Here is a 17,296-nt window from a genome sequence, read left to right on the forward strand (position 1 = left end):
GCCCCGCGCCCCTTGGTCGGTCAGGGCGAGGTCCCCGCCATCGCGCCCGGGATCACCGCGCTTTGCGTGCCGGAGAAGATGACACCGGGTTCGGACGGGGCGTGGTTGAGGACCCACAGGCCGATCAGGGTGGCGAGGGTGAAGACGACGGCGATCAGTACGGCGAGGACGAGGCGGCGGCGTCGCTCCCGGCGTAGCCAGTCGCCGCGTGCCGTGCGGTAGGCGTCGGGGGTGGGTGCGGCGCTCACTCCGTCGGCCAGGGTTTCCAGGGCGGCCCGCAACTCCCTTTCCGTACGGTCCTGTTCTGTGAAGTGGTCGTTGTTCATCGCCGTGTCTCCATCGCCTGGGTCAGAGCGGCGATGCCGCGTGCGGTGTGCGTCTTGACCGAGCCGCAGGAGATGCCCATCGCGGCGGCGATCTCGCTCTCCTTGAGGCCCAGCCAGTGGCGCAGGACGAGTGCCTCGCGCTGTCGGGCGGGCAGCTGCTGGAGGGCGCCGATCAGTACGCGCTGGTCGTCGTGGAGGAGAGCGGTGCTCTCGGCGGAGGCGACCGAGTCCTCCGGTGGGGGAGGGTTCTCCACATGTCGGCGGGCGACCTGGAGGTGGCGTATGCGCATCCGGGTCAGATTGCACACCGTGGAGCGCAGATACGCCTCCGCCGCCCCGGTCTCCCGCAGCCGCCGCCACTTCCGGTAGAGCTGGTAGTAGGCCTCGGCCACCACGTTCTCCGGGTCGTCCGCGCCGAGCAGGACGGCCAGCCGCAGCATCGAGGAGTAGTGCAGCTCGAAGAGGCTGGCGAGGGCGGCCTCGCGTTCGAGGTCGGCCGGATCGCCGACCACCGGTGCCAGGATCTCGCTCGCGGCGGCGGGCCGGGGAACCGACGGCGTGGTGACGGCCGGTTCGGCCACGGCGGCGGCGCCCGGTGGCAGCACCGGCAGGCGTGTGGGCTGTCTGCGTCTCACGGGTTGTTCGCTCCCGTCTCGGGGCGCCGCCTGACGATCAGGCGGGACGGCAGGTCGGTCGCGTCGGCGCCGCGCGGGACGCCGAGACGTTCGAGGGCCGCCGTGCCGAGGACGGCGACGGCCAGATTGAGCAGAAGGGCGGCCAGACCGGCGTAGATCTGGAGGGGCTGGTCGGCGGAGCCGAACGCCACGATGGACGAGAAGCCCTCGCGCACCACCATGAACGTTCCTGCCACCATGCCGACGGCCCATCCGGCGAGCAGCGCACGCGGATGCAGCCGCCCGGTGTAGAGCCCGACGGCGACGGCCGGGAAGATCTGGAGGATCCAGACGCCGCCGAGGAGCTGGAGATTGACGGCGTCCTGGTCGCGCAGCCCGAACACGAACGCCACCGCCCCCACCTTCGCGGTGAGCGACACCGCCTTGGCGATGCGCACCTGCCGCTTGGGCGTGGCCGTCGGGTGCACGTACTCGACGTACACATTGCGTACGAAGCTGGTGGCGGCGGCGATCGACATCACGGCCGCCGGGACAAGTGCCCCCACGGTGATCGCGCCGAACACCAGGCCCGCCAGTGGCCCCGGCATCAACTGGTCCACGAGCATCGGCACGGCTGCCTCGGCACCGCCCTCCGGTGCCTGGACCCCCGCCGCCAACGCCGCGATGCCGAGGAAACCGAAGAGCGCGAGCAGCCCCGTCCACGCGGGCAGTGACACGGCGACCTTGCGGACCGTGCGCGTCCCGTCGGCCGCGAAGCCGGCGGTCAGGACGTGCGGGTACATCAGCAGCGCCAGTGCCGAGCCCAGGGCGAGCGTGGCGTAGGCCGGCTGCTGTTCGGGGGAGAGGAGCAGGGGCGAGTGGGCGGCGTCCGTGCCGCCGAGCCGGCGTGCCGCCCCGTCGAAGACCGCGCCGGGCCCGTCGAACCTGTCGAGCACCAGCCAGCACACGGCGGTCAGCGAGACGAAGACGGCCACCGCCTTGAGCGCCGAGATCACGGCGGGTGCGCGCAGACCGTGCCGGTACGTCGCCACCGCGAGCCCCGCGAACAGCGCCACCATGACCAGGTCCCCGGCGGCACCCCGGGGGTAGAGGCCCCCGGCGGTCAACACAGCCCGTATGCCAAGGAGTTGCAGCGCCAGATACGGCATCGTCGCGAGGATCCCGGTCAGCGCGACCACCAGGGCCAGCGGCGGCGAACCGTACCGCCCGCGCACGAAGTCGGCGGCCGTGATGTAACCGTGCCGCCGCGCCACCGCCCACAGCCGGGTGAGGAGGACGAAGGCCAGCGGGCAGACGATCACCGTGTACGGGACCGCGAAGAACGCCGGCGCGCCGTTTCCGTACGCCAGTCCGGGGACGGCGGTGAAGGTGTACGCGGTGAAGATGGTGCCGCCGAGCAGCAGCCAGGTCCACACCGGGCCGAGACTCCGGTCGGCCAGCGCCCAGCCCTCCAGCGAGGGCAGCCGGTCGCTGGGGCGCAGGCGGCGCGCGGTCACGGCGAGCAGCGACGCCCCGCCGATCACGGCGAGGAACGTCGCGGTCATGGCGCTGTCCGCCATGGGTCACCGTCCTTGGTGTGCCTGGAGCCCTCGCCGGAGAGTTGCGCGGGTGGCCGGTTCGGAGGACAGGGAACCGACGGGAAATCTTCTGGAAATTCGGTGTCAACCGTTTCCGGCGGGTGGGCAACTCTTGCACAGACCCACAGCGAGCGGGAGAGGAGCGCAGGTCATGGCACGGACCGGACATCAACGGCTACGACGCGTCGCCGTCGCCGTACTGCTCCTCGCGCCCGCGGCAGGGCTGCTGTGGGTCCCCTGGTACGCCGGTGCGGGCCCGCGTCTCGCCGGTACGCCGTTCTTCTACTGGTACCAGCTCGCCTGGGTACCGGGCGGCGGGCTCTGCCTGCTCGCCGCGTACGCGCTGACCAGGAAGGACGCCAGCGACCCCTGACAAGGTCGGCCGACCGCCCACGTCACTCCCGCTGAGCCGCTCCGTCCCTCGAACCCCAGCCCAGCCATCCACCCGTCACCGTCAGGTGAGGAGCCGCCATGTCCGCATCAGCCATGCCCGAATCCGCCCTCCCGGCACCGGAAGGCCCACCGAACCAGCCGTCCGGATCCCCCCGGATGTCCCCGCGCTCGATCCTGCTCTGGACCACCGTCGCCCTGGCCGGGGCCGTCGGCTGGGGTGTCCTCGCGCTGGCCCGGGGCGAGGAGATCTCCGCGGTCTGGCTGGTGGTGGCCGCCCTCGGCTCGTACGCCATCGCCTACCGCTTCTACTCCCGCTTCGTCGTCCGGCGCGTGCTGAAGCCGGACGACAGCCGGGCCACTCCCGCCGAACGCCTTGAGGACGGCGTCGACTTCCAGCCCACCGACCGCCGGGTGCTCCTCGGCCACCACTTCGCCGCCATCGCGGGCGCAGGACCGCTGGTCGGGCCGGTGCTCGCGGCACAGATGGGGTACCTGCCCGGCACCCTGTGGATCGTCGCCGGAGTGATCTTCGCCGGGGCCGTGCAGGACATGGTGGTGCTGTTCCTGTCCATGCGACGGGACGGGAAATCGCTCGGGCAGATGGCCCGGGAGGAGATCGGCCGGGCAGGTGGCGCGGCGGCGCTGATCGCGGTGTTCGCCATCATGATCATCCTGCTCGGGGTGCTGGCCCTGGTCGTGGTCAACGCCCTCGCCCACTCGCCGTGGGGCACCTTCTCCGTCGCCATGACCATCCCCATCGCCCTGTTCATGGGCTTCTGGATGCATGTCGTACGCCCCGGCCGCGTCGTCGAGACCAGCCTCATCGGTGTCGCCCTGCTGCTGCTCGCGATCGTCGGCGGCAGCTGGATCCAGAACTCCTCGCTCGCGGACGCCTTCACCCTCAGCCCGACCACCCTGGTCTTCTGTCTGGTCGGCTACGGCTTCGTCGCCTCCGTGCTGCCCGTGTGGATGCTGCTCGCGCCGCGCGACTACCTCTCCACCTTCATGAAGATCGGCACCATCGCGCTCCTCGCGGTCGGTGTCGTCGTCGCGGCGCCGGTCATGCGGGCGGACGCGGTGAGCGACTTCGCCTCCTCGGGCACCGGGCCGGTCTTCGCCGGGTCGCTCTTCCCGTTCCTCTTCATCACCATCGCCTGCGGCGCCCTGTCGGGCTTCCACGCGCTGGTCGCCTCCGGGACGACCCCGAAGCTGATCCAGAAGGAGTCCCAGGTCCGGATGATCGGCTACGGCGCCATGCTGATGGAGTCGTTCGTCGCGATCATGGCGCTGATCGCCGCCGCCACTCTCGAACCGGGCCTGTACTACGCGATGAACGCGCCCGCCGGACTCCTCGGCACCACCGCCGAATCCGCCTCCCAGGCGGTGGCGGGCCTCGGCTTCACCATCACCCCCGACCAACTGACCCAGGCCGCCAAGGCAGTTGAGGAACAGGCACTGATCGCCCGCTCCGGCGGCGCGCCGACCCTCGCGGTCGGTATGTCGGAGATCTTCTCCGGGGTCTTCGGGGGTACCGCCCTCAAGGCCTTCTGGTACCACTTCGCGATCATGTTCGAGGCGCTGTTCATCCTGACGACGGTCGACGCGGGCACGCGGGTCGGCCGCTTCATGCTCCAGGACATGCTCGGCAACGTCTGGAAGCCCATCGGCCGGGTCAACTGGAAGCCCGGCATCTGGCTGTGCAGCGGCATCGTCGTGGCCGCCTGGGGCTACTTCCTCTACACCGGCGCCACCGACCCCCTCGGCGGAATCAACCAGCTCTTCCCGCTCTTCGGCATCGCCAACCAACTGCTGGCCGCCATCGCCCTCACCGTCTGCACGACGGTACTGATCAAGTCCGGCCGACTGCGCTGGGCCTGGGTCACCGGCGCTCCGCTCGCCTGGGTGGTCGCGATCACCTTCACCGCGGGCTGGCAGAAGATCTTCTCCGACGACCCCCGGGTCGGCTTCTTCGCCCAGCGCGCCAAGTACGCCGACGGCATCGACGCCGGCCAGGTCATCGCGCCCGCCAAGTCCCTCGACGACATGCACACCGTGGTCACCAACTCCACGGTCGACGGCGTCCTGATCGCCCTGTTCCTGCTGCTGGTCACGGTGGTCATCGCCAACGCGGCCGTGGTCTGCGTACGGGCCGTACGCTCGCCCGTCCCACTCCCGACGACCGAGACGCCGTACGTCGAATCCCGCATCGATCTCCCGGAGCAGGCCTCCGAGCCGCTGGTGGGGGCCCGCTCATGAAGGCCCAGGTCCGGGCCGTGTTCCGGAACGTGCGCTGGTACCTGCGCGAACTGACCGGAGAGGCGGAGTACGACCGCCACTGCGAGCGCCATCGCGGCAGGCACCCGCACACCCCCGTACCGACCCGGCGCGAGTACGAGGTCCTGCGCACCCGGCACCGGGAGACCCACCCGCAGAGCCGCTGCTGCTGACACCCTGCCGGCCCCGGCGTTTCGACGCCGGGGCCGGCGGCGGTCGCTCAGTCGCGCGCCGGGGGCGTGTAGAAGTCGCCGACGGACGTCCAGACGCCGTTCTTCACCTCCACCCGCTGCACACTTCGCGTGCCGAGGTGGTTGCTCGCGCTGAACTTCATCACCGGCGACACCCCCGGGTCCACGGAGGACGCCTTCGCGTACGCGGCGCTGATGGCCTCGGACGTGACGGGGCCCTTGATGGTCTTGGCGATCTCGGCGAACACCTTCGCGTTGCTCCAGCCCCACAGCGCGAGGAAGCCGGCGTCCTGACCGGGCTCGTACTTGGCCATCGCGGTGCGGAACTCCTTCACCGCGGGGTCAGGGTCCGAGGGTGCCTTCACCAGCTGCACGGCCTTGAGGCCCTCGGCGGCGTCCTTGGCCAGCGAGACCGTCGACTCGGCGGCCACCGGCGCGTAGGCGTAGGTGGGCAGGTCGAGCCCCTGGAGCTTGGCCTCCTTGAGGAAGGCGGCGGCCTCGGGGGAGGTGAGGATCACGATCACCGCCTGGGTCTTCGCGGCCTTCACCTTGCTGATCACCGGGGTGTAGTCGGTGGTCTGGTACTTGACCGCCAGCCGCTCGACCTCGACCGAGGGGTCCACCTTCTTCGCCACGGGCTCGACCTGCTCGGCCACGTTCACGAACGCGGCCGGGTCACTGTGCACGACGAGGATCTTCTTCGCGCCGTCCTGCACCGCCCACGCGGCGACCGCGGCGGCCTGGTCCTCGTACAGGGTCTGGGTGCCGAACAGGCCGGCGCGCGGCGGGTCGTACCAGGCCTCGCTGCCGCCCACCTCGTTGAGAACCGGGATCTTGGACTGGGTGAGGACGAACGGGAAGGCCGCCTCCGCCTGGGAGGTGCCGTTCGCGTTCACGATGGCCACGACCTTGTCCTGGCCGACGAGTTCACGGGCGATCTGCACGGTCTGCTGCGGATCGGCCGCGTTGTCCTCGACCGTCCACTTGATCTTGCGGCCGTTGATGCCGCCGGCCGCGTTGACCATCTTGAAGTACGCGTCGGCGCCCGCCTTCTCGGGCACGCCGTACGAGGCGGTGGCCCCGGTCAGAGGGAGCCACGCGCCGATGTGGATCTCCGTATCGCTGCCGGCGGCGCCCGCGGAGTCCTGGTCGGCACAGGCATTGGCCGTCAGTGAGACCACGGCCAGGACGGCGAGGGCTCCCAGAGTGCGGCGAGATCTATTGATTGTGCGGAACACGATCCACCTCGTTCATGCTCGTTCATGACGTGATTTCAGTTCACTTGGGGTGCCCGGGCGGCGGTCGCCGCGGTCGTGGCGGTGGCGGCGGCTTCCAGGCCGCCGCTGAAGTAGGCGGCTTCGGCGAGGTCGGCGAACTCCGGGTCGCCAGGCCGTCCATGGGCCGCGACGACGCCCTCGTGCAGTACGGCCACCTCGTGGCAGACGGACATGGCGCGGCTGAGCAGTTGTTCGAGCAGGACGACGGTCAGGCCGTCGTGGGCCAGCCGCACCAGCCGGTCGTAGACCTCGTCGACCAGTGCGGGGGCCAGCCCGAGCGCCGGTTCGTCGACGATCAGGACATCGGGGCGGACGATGAGCGCCCGGGCGATGGCGAGCATCTGCTGCTCGCCGCCGGACAGCCCGGCGGCGGACGCGTTCAGCCGGTCGCGCAGCCGTGGCGGCAGCCACTCGACGGTCTCCGTCAGCCGCTCGCGCAGTGGCGCACCGGTGATCCCGGCCGCGTACGCCGCGACTTCGAGGTTCTCGCGCAGGGTCAGCGTCTTGAACAGGGCACGGCCCTCGGGCGCCAGGCAGGTGCGGACGGCACCGCCCGTCTCCCGGTCGCCGTGGGCGGGTTTCAGTGAGCCGTGCAGGATGCCGGCCAGCGTGCTCTTGCCCGCGCCGTTGGCGCCCGCGATCCCCAGGACGACGCCCTTGCGGACGTTGAGGTCGACATCCCGCAGGGCGGTCACACCGCCGTAGACATGGCCGACACCGCGCAGCCGGATCATGCTCTGTTCGCCCACGTGCTCAGGGAGTTGGGCCCGGTTGCCGACCGTCCCGAGGTACGACGACCGCACCTTGGGATCCTGGAGGACGGTGTCCGGGGTGCCTCCGCCGATCGTGCGTCCGAAGTCGAACGCGATCACGCGGTGGGCGACGGAGAACAGGTCGTCGAGGACGTGGTCGATGACCACCACGGCGGTGCCGTTCGCGTACAGCCGCCTGATGTGCCCGGCCAGCAGCGCCCGTTCAGCCGAGTCGAGGCCGCCGAACGGCTCGTCCAGCACCAGCAGTTTGGGTTCCTCGGCCATCGCACGGGCGAGGTCGAGGCGCTTCTGGAGCCCGAACGGCAGCTCCGTGGGCCGCCGGTCCGCCACGTCCGCGAGGCCCACGGAGTGCAGCAGCCGCATGACTTGGGCGCGGTCCCGGGCCGTGACCCGGCGCCGCGTGCACAACACGTTCTCGGCGACGGTGAGTTCGGAGAACACCTCCGCGTGCTGGAACGTACGCCCGATGCCCAGCCGCCGCCGCGCGGTCGCCCTCGCGTTCAGCAGCGGCCGTCCGGCGAACTCGGCGGTCCCGCTCACCCGCCCGTTGCCGGTCAGCCCCGACAGGGCGTTCAACAGGGTGGTCTTTCCCGCCCCGTTGGGCCCGATGACGGCCAGGATCTCATCCTGACGGAGGGTCAGCGAGGCGTCCTCCAGGGCTTTGAGCCCGCCGTACGAGACGGACAGGTGCTCCAGGTTCAGAAGGACGGTGTCGTCGGACGCGGGCCGCAGCGGTACGGGGTCCGCCGACGGCTCGGGGGCGGGCGCGGGCCGGACATCGGGCCGTCGCAGAACACGTCGTACGAGAGCGCGCACCGGTTTGGCGAGGAACGGCACGACTCCGCCCGGCAGGAAGAGCAGCACCGCGATGAGCACGGTGCCCTGCACCACCGGCTGGGGCAGACCGACCGCCGACGACAGCGAGGGATTCCAGGTCAGATAGATGCCGCCGGCCACCGCGCCGACGATGGTGCCCACCCCGCCGAGCACGCACGCCGCGATCAGCGAGATGCCCAAGGTGAGCGAGAACGGATCCGGGCTGACGAACCCGGTGAGCAGACCGAGCAGCACGCCCGCGAACGTCGTGCACGCGCCGCTCACCGCGAACGACAGCGCCGACTGCGCCTCGGGCGCGATCCCGATCGTACGGGCGGCCAGCGGATGGGACTTGGCGGCCACCAGCCGCATCCGCAGCCCCGAGGCCGCGGCCGGCACCGCCAGCCCGAGGACCACGGCGGCGGCCCCCACCGCCAGGTACTGCGCGTCGGTGCCACCGCCCAGGACGGTGCCCAGACCGAGGACGCTGCGCAGCTGGAGCACCGGGACGCCCTGGTCGCCGCCGGTCACGCTGCTCCAGCGGTTGACCAGTTCCAGGGTCACCGTGGTGAAGGCGAGGGTCAGCAGGGCGATGTACAGCGTGGAGAACCTGGCACCCGCGTACCCGATGAAGCCGCCCAGGACGGCACCGGTGGCGACTGCCCCGAGGACCACCGCCTCCAGCGTCCAGTCGTGGCCGCTGCCGTACGCGGCGAAGTAGGCGCCGATGGCGAAGAACGCGGGATGGCCCACCGACCAGATGCCCGACCAGCCGGCCAGCAGACCGACCGACAGCACGACGATCGTGTACACGGCCGCCAGCCCCACCGAGTACATCTGGTACGCGGGGATGGCACCGGACGCCATGAACGCCATGAGCACCGCGCCTGCGGCCGGGCCCAGGGCGGCCCTCGCCAGGAGGGAACGGTTGAAGACCATGGATGCGACCCCTCAGACCCGTTGGAAGGTGCGGGTGCCGAACATGCCCTGCGGGCGGATCAGCAGGACCAGCACGGTGAACGCGAAGACGAAGGTGTCCCGGAAGCTGGCGGAGACGTAGTTCGCCGCCAGGTTGTCCAGGACGCCGATGGTCAGCCCGCCGACGACAGCGCCGTACATGCTGGTCAGACCGCCGAGGAAGATCCCGGCGAAGGCCCTGAACAGCGGGGCGACGAGTGCGGTGGGCACCAGCCCGGAGCGGGGCGCGTACAGACAGGCGGCGAGCGCGGCGAGACCCAGGCCGAGGGCCCAGGAGAGCCGGGCGATGCGCTGGGCGCCGAGGCCGACGATCCGGGCCGTGTCCGCCGACTCCGCCACCGCGCGCATGGCCGAGCCGAGCGTGGTGCGGGCGAACAGATAGCCCACCAGCGCCATCGCCACGGCGGCGACGGCGATCGTCACCAGGCTCTGTACCGGCACCGCGGCACCCGACCAGCGCACCGTCCCGTCGACCAGGTTGGGGAAGGCCTTGGGCTGGTCGCCCCAGATCGATCCGGCCACGCTCTCCAGCACCAGGGACACACCCATCGTCACGACGAGCGCGGAGAACAACTGCCCCTGGCCCAGCGGCCTGATGACCGTCTCGCGGACCAGGAGACCGGCCGCCACGGTGATCGCGACGGCGGCGAGGATACCGACCACCGTCGCCACGCCCCGGTCGTGCAACGAGACCGCCACGTACAGGCCCAGGGTCGCGAGGGACGCCATCGCGAAGTTCACGACGTCCGTGGCCCGGTAGATGATGACCAGCCCCAGACCCATGAGGCCGTACACGGCTCCGCTGGCCACACCGCTGACCAGGACGAGCAGGAACTGACTCACAGCCCCTCCCCGGGGGAAGGACACATTCGCGCCACCCATACAGGAAGCATGATCACCTCACGAGCCGCAGAGTTAAAGTGAACTCAATTCAGTAAGCTAGGCACTCCGGTGCCGGACGGGCAAGCCTCGTGCACGGGATTTGTGCCGTACGGCGACCGGGATTCAGGAGCCGGTGACGGTCGGCGTCCCGCCGAGCGCGGTGCGTGCCGCCGCGAGGCCGAACACCAGGGCGGGAGCGAGACCGCCGGCGTAGGCGCGCCGGTACAGCCCGCCCGCGTCCGCCCCGGCCGCCAGCAGACCGGGGATCCGGCTGCGCCCGTCCGAGTCCGCGGACAGTGCGTGCGCTCCGGCGTCGATCAGCAGGCCACCGAAGGTGAAGGTGATCGCCGGAGCCGCCTCGATGACGTAGAAGGGCGGTTCGTCGAGCGGTCGGGCATCGAGCAGCCGCCCGGGGGTCTGGGTACCGCCTGTGCCCGCGGCGGCGTTGAACTCCCTGATGCGGTCGCGGATCACGGCGCCCGGATAACCCCACTCCTCGGGCATCGACGCGAAGTCGTCCAGGCTCTCCGCGACCGCGCTGCGGGCACCGGCACGATGGCAGAGCTGGAACTTGTCCACGCCGGGGATGCCCTCCACGTACGAGGCGCTGATCCACTCGCGGTGCACCCGCGCGTCGGCGACCAACAGGCCACGGGCGCCCGGCCGTTCCAGCAGCGCCATCGTGGTCAGATGGTCGCCGGCCGTCTCGTCGACGAAGCGCTCGCCCGTGGTGTCGAACAGCAGGGCGTGCTCGCTGTAGTAGAGCGCCAGGTCGACGAAGCGCGCCGGGTCGGCCAGGGACACGCCGGCCGGCATCAGATGCCCGTAGAACCCCGCGTCCTTCTTGCCGAACGCCGCGCCCGCCGCACTCCCGAGCGCGAGACCGTCACCCCGGCTGTACGGGTTCGCCCGCAGCCCGATGTCGGCGGCCTGGGGGTGGATGCGCTCGGTGCGCAGGGCCGGATCGCCCTGGAAGCCGCCGGTGGCGAGCAGGGTCCAGGTGGCCTCGATCCGGCGTGCGGTTCCGTCCGGCAAGATGCACTCCGCCCCCTTGACCGTGCCGTTCTCCGTGAGGAGGGCGCGTGTCCAGGTGTCGGTCAGCACCTCCTGGCCCCGGTCGCGGATCAGCCGCTCGCAGGTGTCGAGGTAGTGGTTGGTGTCGACGTGGTGGCCACGTCCGAAGCCGAGTACGGGCACCGGCGGCCGGCACTCCACGCCGAGCGACCGGATCCATGCGATGTCGTCCGCGAACCCGTCGATCAGGGCCTCGGCCAGCTCCGGGTCGCCATCCGGGTTGACCCGGCGCAGCTCTTCGATGGTCGGCGCGGTCCACACGAAACCCGCGAAGCGCGCGGAGCCGCCGACGCGTTCCGCCTTCTCCACCAGCACCACCGAGCCGCCCTCGGCCGCCACCCGCGCGGCGGCCGAGAGACCGGCCATCCCGCCGCCGATCACCAGAAGATCAACTGACTCCACCGACTCCACTGATTCCGCACCCATAGCGGGCCCACCGCCTTCGTCCGCTTCGTGTCACCGGGATGAAACACGACGCTAATTGAACTCACTTCTGGAGTCGAGAGGTCGGACGGCGGACGGTCGGGCAGTGCGAGTTCAGGCCGGGCGGGCCGCACGATTCGCATCGGTCGCGACGGCCGGATCAGTCGGGTATGAGAACCGCGCGTCCCCGCACCCCGCCGGAGCGAAGCCCCTCGATCGCCTCCAGCGCACGCGACAGCCCGAACCGCTCGACCTCCACCTTCAGGACGCCCTCGCGCGCCAGCGCGACGACCTGCTCCAGCTCCGGCAGGGTCCCCCAGAAGGGGAGGGAGATCCGCGTCCCGGGCGGGAGCACACCGGGCTTGCGGACCGACAGCTCCCCGCCGCCGCTGCCCACCACGGACAGCTCCCCGCCCGCCCGCAGCACGCCGATCGCGAGGTCCAGGCTGGAACGGCTGCCGACGAAGTCGAGTACGGCGACCGCCCCGACCCCGCCCGTCCGGCCCCGCAGGACCGCCGCGCTGCCGGGCCGCAGGAGCGTCCCGAAGTGCGCGCCGCACGCGTCGGCCAGGGCGAGCGCCTCCTCCCGTACGTCCACGGCCAGCACCCGTGCCGTCGTCGTGGCGCGCAGGATCTGGACGGCCAGATGCCCGAGCCCGCCGACACCGATCACGACCACGCTCGCGCCGTCGTCGATCGCCCGCCGGACCCCGGCCACGGCGTGGTACGCGGTGAGCCCGGCGTCCGACAGCGGCGCGGCCTGTACGGCGGCCAGCTCGCCGACCGGGACCAGCAACCGTCCGGACGGCACCAGCAGCAGGTCGGCCATGCCGCCGTCGCGTCCGAGCCCCGCCCCGGTTCCGGTGCGGTCCGCGTCCAGTGCCGTACGCCGGTCGCAGTAGTTCTCCGCGCCGGCGGCGCAGCGCGCGCAACTCCCGCAGCCCCAGGGGCCGTACACGACCACACGCTCACCGACCGCCGGACCGATGGCGCCGGGACCCCGCTCCGCCACCCGGCCGGCGACCTCGTGGCCGAGGGTGAACGGGGTGCGGTAGGGGAGGGCGCCGTCTCGTGCGTCGATGACATGGAGGTCCGACCGGCACACGCCGGCCGCCTCCACCCGAATCAGGACCTCTTCGCCCGTGGGGACGGGCCGTGCCACCTCGCTGACGACCGGTGGGCCGCCCCACCGCGTCAGCCTGACCGCTCTTGTCCCGCCTGTTGACATGTGTGAGACGGTAACAAAAATGAAGTCAGTTCAGGAACAAGTGCGAGGGCTGGAACTGGTGCGGGGAGAGGATCGCGCATGGGCGGCGAACACGCGGGACGCTTCGGCGGGCGGATCGCGCTCGTCACCGGCGCCGGATCCGGCATCGGCGCGGCGGTCGCACGGCGGCTCGCCGCGCAGGGCGCCGAGGTCTTCGCCGCCGACATCGACGGTCCGGCCGCCGAGGCCGTGGCGAAGGAACTGCCGCGAGCGCACCCGCTGACCGTCGACGTGGGCGAGTCCGCGGAGGTCGACCGGGCCTGCGACGAGGTCGTACGACGGCACGGGCGGCTCGATGTCGTGGTGCACGCGGCCGGGGTCGACGACCCCATGGCCAAGGAGTGGATCGCCGAGGCCCTGGGCGCGGACCGGCCACCTGAGGTGACGGGGAGGCTCGGCGACGAGGCCTGGCGGCGCGTCATGCGCGTCAACCTGGACGGCACCTTCCATGTCCTGCGCGCCGCCCTGCGGGTCATGGCGCCCCGCCGGTCCGGAGCCGTCGTCACCGTCGGCTCCTCCTCGGCCTTCGACACCCAGGCCGGCTACCCGCACTACGCGGCCTCGAAGGCCGGCGTGCACGCGCTGAGCCAGTCCGTCGCCAAGGAGGCCATCGCCTTCGGCGTCCGCGTCAACACCGTGGCGCCCGGACCGACCGAGACCGGCATGGCCGCCAGGACCCCGGCCGCACTGCGCCACGGCTTCGCCGATCCACGCGTACGCCCGTACGCGACTCCCGAGGAGATCGCCCACATCGCCCTGTTCCTGGCGAGCGACGAGGCCGCGAACCTCGTCGGCGCGGTCCTCCTCGCCAACGGCGGACGTTTCACGGTCTGACGGACCAGGCGACCCCGCATGCCCGAAGGAGGCTTGGATGTTCCGGCTCGACCCCGATCCGGCGCTGCTGCTGGAGAGCGACGAACGACACCAACTACGCGATGTTATACGGCAGTTGCTGGCCGAGACCTGCGGCCCCGAGGAGGTCCGCGCACAGGCGGACAGCCCGCGCGGACACGACCGCGTGCTGTGGGACCGGCTCGCCGGTGAGATCGGTGTGCACGGGCTCGCCGTGCCCGAGGAGTACGGCGGCGCCGGCTACACCTTCGCCGAACTCGCCGTGGCCCTGGAGGAGACCGGGCGCGTGCTGTGTCCCGCCCCGCTGCTGTCGACCGTCGTCCTCGCCGGACACGCCCTGTCGGCCAGTGGCGACCGGGAGGCCTGCGCCCGCCGGCTGCCGGGCATCGCGTCCGGCACGCGCACGGCCACGGTCGCCGGATTCCTGCACCGGGCCGACGTGACCGCCGAACGCGGCCCCGGCGGCTGGGTGTTGCGCGGAGAGGCCGACTTCGTACCCGACGGCGAGGGTGCCGACCTGCTGCTCGTCGTGGCCCGAGCGCCGGACGGGGAACGGCTGTTCGCCTGCGAACCGGACGCCGCGACCGTCGACCGGGTCGCCCGCCGCGTCCTCGATCCCACCCGCCGCCAGGCCCTGATCCGCTTCCGGGGAGCGCCGGCGGAACCGGTCGGCGAGTCCGGACAGGCGCCGGGGATCGTCGACGCCGTCCTCGACGCCGGGCGGATCGCACTGGCCGCCGAGCATGTGGGCGGCAGCGCACACGCCCTGGACGCCGTCCTCACGTATGTGTCCCACCGAACCCAGTTCGGCCGTGCCATCGGCTCCTTCCAGGCCGTCAAGCATCGACTGGCCGATCTGCTCGTCGAGGTCGAGGGCGCACGGTCGGCGTCGGCGTACGCGAGCGCCTGCCTCGCCGGGGGAGCGCCGGAGGTCCCGGTGGCGGCGAGCGCGGCGGCGGTGGCCTGCACCGGCGCCTACCGCCTGGCGAGCACGGAATACGTGCAGCTCCACGGCGGAATCGGCTTCACCTGGGAACACCCTGCCCATCTGTACGTACGCCGCGCACGGGCCGACGAGGCCCTGTTCGGCACCGCCGACGACCACCGGCTGCGCCTGGCCGGACTGCTCGGCCTCACCGGACACGGCGACGGACCGGTCGACGGGAACGGATCGGTCCACGGCGACTGATCGTCGTGCCCTGTCCATTGACAGGGCCAACCACCGCACCCAGAATCGTACTGAATTCAGTTCAGGTTGGAGGAACTCATGGCAGTCGAAGACGAGATCCAGTTCGAGCGCGACGGAGCCGTTGCGCGGGTCTGGCTGAACCGGCCGCACAAGAAGAACTGTGTGACGGTGCCGATCCTCAATCGGCTCGACGAGATCATCACCGAGGTCGACGCGGACCCCGAACTGCGCGTGCTGGTCCTGCGCGGGCGCGGCAACACCTTCTGTTCCGGGTTCGACCTGGACAGCCTCAAGGCCGACTTCATCGGCAGCTCCACCGCCATCGACGTCGCCGTGCTGTCGGCGAAGGTCTGCGACCGGCTCTACTCGATGAAGACCCCGTCGATCGCCGTCCTCGAAGGCCATGTCACCGCGGGCGGCTTCGAGCTGATGATCTCCTGCGACTTCGCGATCGCCGCGGACGACGCCCTGATCGGTGACTTCCACATCCGCCGGGCGCTGTTCGGCGGCGCGGGCCCGATCTACCGCGTGCCGCGCATGATCGGCGTCCGCAAGACCAAGGAGCTGATGCTCACCGGCAAGCTGCTCACGGGGGTCGAGGCCGCCGAGTTCGACCTCATCAATTCCTCGGCGCCCGCCGACAAACTCGACGCGACGGTCGAGGAGTTCGCCGACCAGCTCATCGACAAGAGCCCGTTCACCATGTGGATCACCAAGATGACCATCGACCGGAGCCTCGACGCCGACATCCAGTCCCTGATGGTCATGGAGCACCTCGCGGTCGGCGTGATGCTCAACTCCGAGGACGCGGCGGAGGGCGTCGCGGCCTTCCTGGAGAAGCGGGAGCCGCAGTGGAAGGGCCGCTGAGCGGTCGGCTCCACGGGTCCCGGTGCGCCGGGTGCGCGGTGGCCGTGTACCCGGCCGACCCGGCGTGCCCGCGCTGCGGGGGCCCGGCCGCCCCGACCGTCCTCTCGCACACGGGCACGCTGTGGACATGGACCGTACAGCGGTACGCGCCCAAGTCGCCGCCGTACGTCGTCCCGGCCGCCGGGTTCGAGCCGTTCGCCGTCGGATACGTCGAACTCCCGGACGGAGTAAGGGTGTTGGCCGTCCTCGACGTACCGCCCGATGACGTCACGATCGGCATGCCGCTGCGGATCGGCGCGGCGGACGGTGTCCCCAGGGCGGCAGCCGTCGGAGCCGCCGTATGAGCACCGAGGACGTCATGATCTGCGGCGCCGGGATCACCTCCTTCGCCCGCACGGAGGCCACCGGCAGGCAACTCGCCGTGGAGGCCGTACGGGCGGCCCTCGCCGACGCGGGGCTGCCGTGGTCACGGGTCCGGGCGGCGTACGGCGGCAGCGACGCGGCCGGGAACGCCGACACCCTCGTGGCCGAACTCGGCCTGACGGGCGTGCCGTTCGTCAACGTACGCAACGGATGCGCGACCGGCGGCAGCGCGCTCGTCTCCGCCGTCAACGCCATCCGCTCCGGCGCGGCGGACGTCGCCCTCGCCGTCGGCTTCGACAAACACCCGCGCGGTGCCTTCGATCCACGGCCGGCGGACTGGGGGCTCGACGAGGCCTACGGCCACGAGGGGCTGATGGTCACCACCCAGTTCTTCGCCATGAAGATCCAGCGGTACATGCACGACCACGGGATCACCGCACGCACGCTCGCGCTGGTCGCGGAGAAGGCGTACGCCAACGGGGTCCGCAACCCGCACGCCTGGCGCCGGAAGCCCCTCGACGCGGCCGAGATCCTGGCGTCCGGCATGGTCAACGATCCGCTGACCCGCTACATGTTCTGCTCGCCAGGACAAGGCGCGGTCGCCCTGGTCCTGTGCAGTCGGGCGGTCGCCCGTGAGCTGGAGGCCGACCCCGTCGCGCTGCGGGCGGCCGTCGTACGGACCCGGCGGTTCGGTTCGTTCGAGGTGTTCAGCCCCTGGGCGCCGCCCGGCACCCCGAGCAGCGTCAGTACGGATGCCGCACAACTGGCCTTCGAGCAAGCCGGGTTGGGGCCAGGTGACATCGATGTGTGTCAGCTCCAGGACACCGAGAGCGGTGCCGAGGTGATGCACCTGGCGGAGTGCGGGTTCTGCGAACACGGCGAGCAGGAGCGGCTCATCGCCTCCGGCGCGACCGCGATCGACGGCACGCTGCCGGTCAACACCGACGGCGGCTGCATCGCCAACGGCGAGCCCATCGGCGCCTCCGGACTGCGCCAAGTCCACGAGATAGTCCAGCAGTTGCGCGGGAGAGCGGGCGAACGACAGGTGCCCGGCGACCCGTCGAGCGGCTTCACCCATGTGTACGGCGCCCCCGGTGTCAGCGCCTGCACCGTACTGACCCGCTGAGTCGGAACCGCCG

At 71.4% G+C, this 17,296-nt stretch carries 16 protein-coding genes and 2 pseudogenes; 8 read left to right on the forward strand and 10 right to left on the reverse strand.

The genetic code is table 11. The annotated features are described in order from the left end of the window. Window positions 1-20: 20 nt before the first annotated feature. The 3 genes from OG787_RS44755 to OG787_RS44765 are packed head-to-tail and all read right to left on the reverse strand — an operon-like array spanning window position 21 to window position 2,520. Complete coding sequence (locus tag OG787_RS44755) at window positions 21-326, reverse strand: hypothetical protein (RefSeq protein ID WP_369031952.1); 306 nt, start codon at window positions 324-326, stop codon at window positions 21-23. Then, a complete protein-coding gene (locus tag OG787_RS44760) occupies window positions 323-961 on the reverse strand; it encodes a SigE family RNA polymerase sigma factor (protein ID WP_369031951.1) in 639 nt (212 codons plus the stop codon). Before OG787_RS44760 ends, OG787_RS44755 begins: the two co-directional genes overlap by 4 nt. Then, the gene (locus OG787_RS44765) at window positions 958-2,520 is read right to left on the reverse strand and encodes a sodium:solute symporter (protein ID WP_369031950.1); all 1,563 of its coding nucleotides are present in this window, start codon (window positions 2,518-2,520) and stop codon (window positions 958-960) included. The genes OG787_RS44760 and OG787_RS44765 overlap by 4 nt, the downstream gene beginning before the upstream one ends. Before the next feature lie 169 nt (window positions 2,521-2,689). On the opposite strand from OG787_RS44765, the gene OG787_RS44770 reads away from it, so the two are divergent. The 3 genes from OG787_RS44770 to OG787_RS44780 all read left to right on the forward strand — a co-directional run bounded on the left by OG787_RS44770 (window position 2,690) and on the right by OG787_RS44780 (window position 5,378). After that, window positions 2,690-2,911, forward strand: a complete 222-nt coding sequence (locus tag OG787_RS44770) for a DUF3311 domain-containing protein (RefSeq protein WP_369031949.1) — start codon at window positions 2,690-2,692, stop codon at window positions 2,909-2,911. Window positions 2,912-3,009: 98 nt separating this feature from the next. Further along, on the forward strand, window positions 3,010-5,187 hold the full coding sequence (locus OG787_RS44775; RefSeq protein WP_405539182.1) for a carbon starvation CstA family protein: 2,178 nt from the start codon (window positions 3,010-3,012) through the stop codon (window positions 5,185-5,187). Continuing rightward, a complete protein-coding gene (locus OG787_RS44780) occupies window positions 5,184-5,378 on the forward strand; it encodes a CstA-like transporter-associated (seleno)protein (protein WP_369031947.1) in 195 nt (64 codons plus the stop codon). The genes OG787_RS44775 and OG787_RS44780 overlap by 4 nt, the downstream gene beginning before the upstream one ends. Window positions 5,379-5,425: 47 nt before the next feature. Here OG787_RS44780 and OG787_RS44785 read toward each other — a convergent pair whose 3' ends face one another. The 7 genes and pseudogenes from OG787_RS44785 to OG787_RS44815 all read right to left on the reverse strand — a co-directional run bounded on the left by OG787_RS44785 (window position 5,426) and on the right by OG787_RS44815 (window position 12,847). Continuing rightward, window positions 5,426-6,634 (reverse strand): ABC transporter substrate-binding protein, encoded by a 1,209-nt coding sequence (locus tag OG787_RS44785; protein WP_369031946.1) that lies wholly within the window; start codon window positions 6,632-6,634, stop codon window positions 5,426-5,428. Between the two features lie 35 nt (window positions 6,635-6,669). Next, the gene (locus OG787_RS44790; protein ID WP_405540766.1) at window positions 6,670-7,407 is read right to left on the reverse strand and encodes an ABC transporter ATP-binding protein; all 738 of its coding nucleotides are present in this window, start codon (window positions 7,405-7,407) and stop codon (window positions 6,670-6,672) included. Window positions 7,408-7,680: 273 nt separating this feature from the next. Beyond that, window positions 7,681-8,091, reverse strand: a pseudogene (locus OG787_RS44795) (ATP-binding cassette domain-containing protein); the annotation flags it as partial. Between the two features lie 270 nt (window positions 8,092-8,361). Continuing rightward, window positions 8,362-9,201, reverse strand: a pseudogene (locus tag OG787_RS44800) (branched-chain amino acid ABC transporter permease); the annotation flags it as partial. A gap of 12 nt (window positions 9,202-9,213) precedes the next feature. Next, window positions 9,214-10,083: a branched-chain amino acid ABC transporter permease gene (locus OG787_RS44805; RefSeq protein WP_369031944.1), complete on the reverse strand. Its 870-nt coding sequence runs from the start codon at window positions 10,081-10,083 to the stop codon at window positions 9,214-9,216. 162 nt (window positions 10,084-10,245) lie between these two features. Further along, window positions 10,246-11,622 (reverse strand): FAD-dependent oxidoreductase, encoded by a 1,377-nt coding sequence (locus tag OG787_RS44810; RefSeq protein ID WP_405539185.1) that lies wholly within the window; start codon window positions 11,620-11,622, stop codon window positions 10,246-10,248. A gap of 157 nt (window positions 11,623-11,779) precedes the next feature. Next, window positions 11,780-12,847 (reverse strand): alcohol dehydrogenase catalytic domain-containing protein, encoded by a 1,068-nt coding sequence (locus OG787_RS44815; protein WP_369031942.1) that lies wholly within the window; start codon window positions 12,845-12,847, stop codon window positions 11,780-11,782. A 78-nt stretch (window positions 12,848-12,925) separates the two neighbouring features. Here OG787_RS44815 and OG787_RS44820 point away from each other — a divergent pair, with 78 nt between their 5' ends. The 5 genes from OG787_RS44820 to OG787_RS44840 all read left to right on the forward strand — a co-directional run bounded on the left by OG787_RS44820 (window position 12,926) and on the right by OG787_RS44840 (window position 17,283). Further along, on the forward strand, window positions 12,926-13,720 hold the full coding sequence (locus OG787_RS44820; protein WP_405539188.1) for an SDR family NAD(P)-dependent oxidoreductase: 795 nt from the start codon (window positions 12,926-12,928) through the stop codon (window positions 13,718-13,720). Between the two features lie 37 nt (window positions 13,721-13,757). Beyond that, complete coding sequence (locus OG787_RS44825) at window positions 13,758-14,927, forward strand: acyl-CoA dehydrogenase family protein (protein ID WP_405539190.1); 1,170 nt, start codon at window positions 13,758-13,760, stop codon at window positions 14,925-14,927. Window positions 14,928-15,005: 78 nt separating this feature from the next. Beyond that, entirely contained in the window at window positions 15,006-15,794 is a 789-nt protein-coding gene (locus tag OG787_RS44830) for an enoyl-CoA hydratase/isomerase family protein (protein WP_369031939.1), read from the forward strand. Continuing rightward, window positions 15,779-16,138: a Zn-ribbon domain-containing OB-fold protein gene (locus OG787_RS44835; protein WP_405539192.1), complete on the forward strand. Its 360-nt coding sequence runs from the start codon at window positions 15,779-15,781 to the stop codon at window positions 16,136-16,138. The genes OG787_RS44830 and OG787_RS44835 overlap by 16 nt, the downstream gene beginning before the upstream one ends. Continuing rightward, entirely contained in the window at window positions 16,135-17,283 is a 1,149-nt protein-coding gene (locus OG787_RS44840; RefSeq protein ID WP_405539194.1) for a thiolase family protein, read from the forward strand. Before OG787_RS44835 ends, OG787_RS44840 begins: the two co-directional genes overlap by 4 nt. Window positions 17,284-17,296 lie beyond the last annotated feature (13 nt).

It is taken from the genome of Streptomyces sp. NBC_00075 (assembly GCF_045041225.1).
In the GTDB taxonomy this organism is placed as follows: domain Bacteria; phylum Actinomycetota; class Actinomycetes; order Streptomycetales; family Streptomycetaceae; genus Streptomyces; species Streptomyces adonidis.

Excerpts from the sequence above, each read along its gene's own strand:
- OG787_RS44755 (WP_369031952.1), bottom strand. The coding sequence starts at position 326 with ATGAACAACGACCACTTCACAGAACAGGACCGTACGGAAAGGGAGTTG.
- OG787_RS44765 (WP_369031950.1), bottom strand. The coding sequence starts at position 2,520 with ATGGCGGACAGCGCCATGACCGCGACGTTCCTCGCCGTGATCGGCGGG.
- OG787_RS44770 (WP_369031949.1), top strand. The coding sequence starts at position 2,690 with ATGGCACGGACCGGACATCAACGGCTACGACGCGTCGCCGTCGCCGTA.
- OG787_RS44775 (WP_405539182.1), top strand. The coding sequence starts at position 3,010 with ATGTCCGCATCAGCCATGCCCGAATCCGCCCTCCCGGCACCGGAAGGC.
- OG787_RS44780 (WP_369031947.1), top strand. The coding sequence starts at position 5,184 with ATGAAGGCCCAGGTCCGGGCCGTGTTCCGGAACGTGCGCTGGTACCTG.
- OG787_RS44790 (WP_405540766.1), bottom strand. The coding sequence starts at position 7,407 with ATGATCCGGCTGCGCGGTGTCGGCCATGTCTACGGCGGTGTGACCGCC.
- OG787_RS44810 (WP_405539185.1), bottom strand. The coding sequence starts at position 11,622 with ATGGGTGCGGAATCAGTGGAGTCGGTGGAGTCAGTTGATCTTCTGGTG.
- OG787_RS44815 (WP_369031942.1), bottom strand. The coding sequence starts at position 12,847 with ATGTCAACAGGCGGGACAAGAGCGGTCAGGCTGACGCGGTGGGGCGGC.
- OG787_RS44820 (WP_405539188.1), top strand. The coding sequence starts at position 12,926 with ATGGGCGGCGAACACGCGGGACGCTTCGGCGGGCGGATCGCGCTCGTC.
- OG787_RS44825 (WP_405539190.1), top strand. The coding sequence starts at position 13,758 with ATGTTCCGGCTCGACCCCGATCCGGCGCTGCTGCTGGAGAGCGACGAA.
- OG787_RS44830 (WP_369031939.1), top strand. The coding sequence starts at position 15,006 with ATGGCAGTCGAAGACGAGATCCAGTTCGAGCGCGACGGAGCCGTTGCG.
- OG787_RS44840 (WP_405539194.1), top strand. The coding sequence starts at position 16,135 with ATGAGCACCGAGGACGTCATGATCTGCGGCGCCGGGATCACCTCCTTC.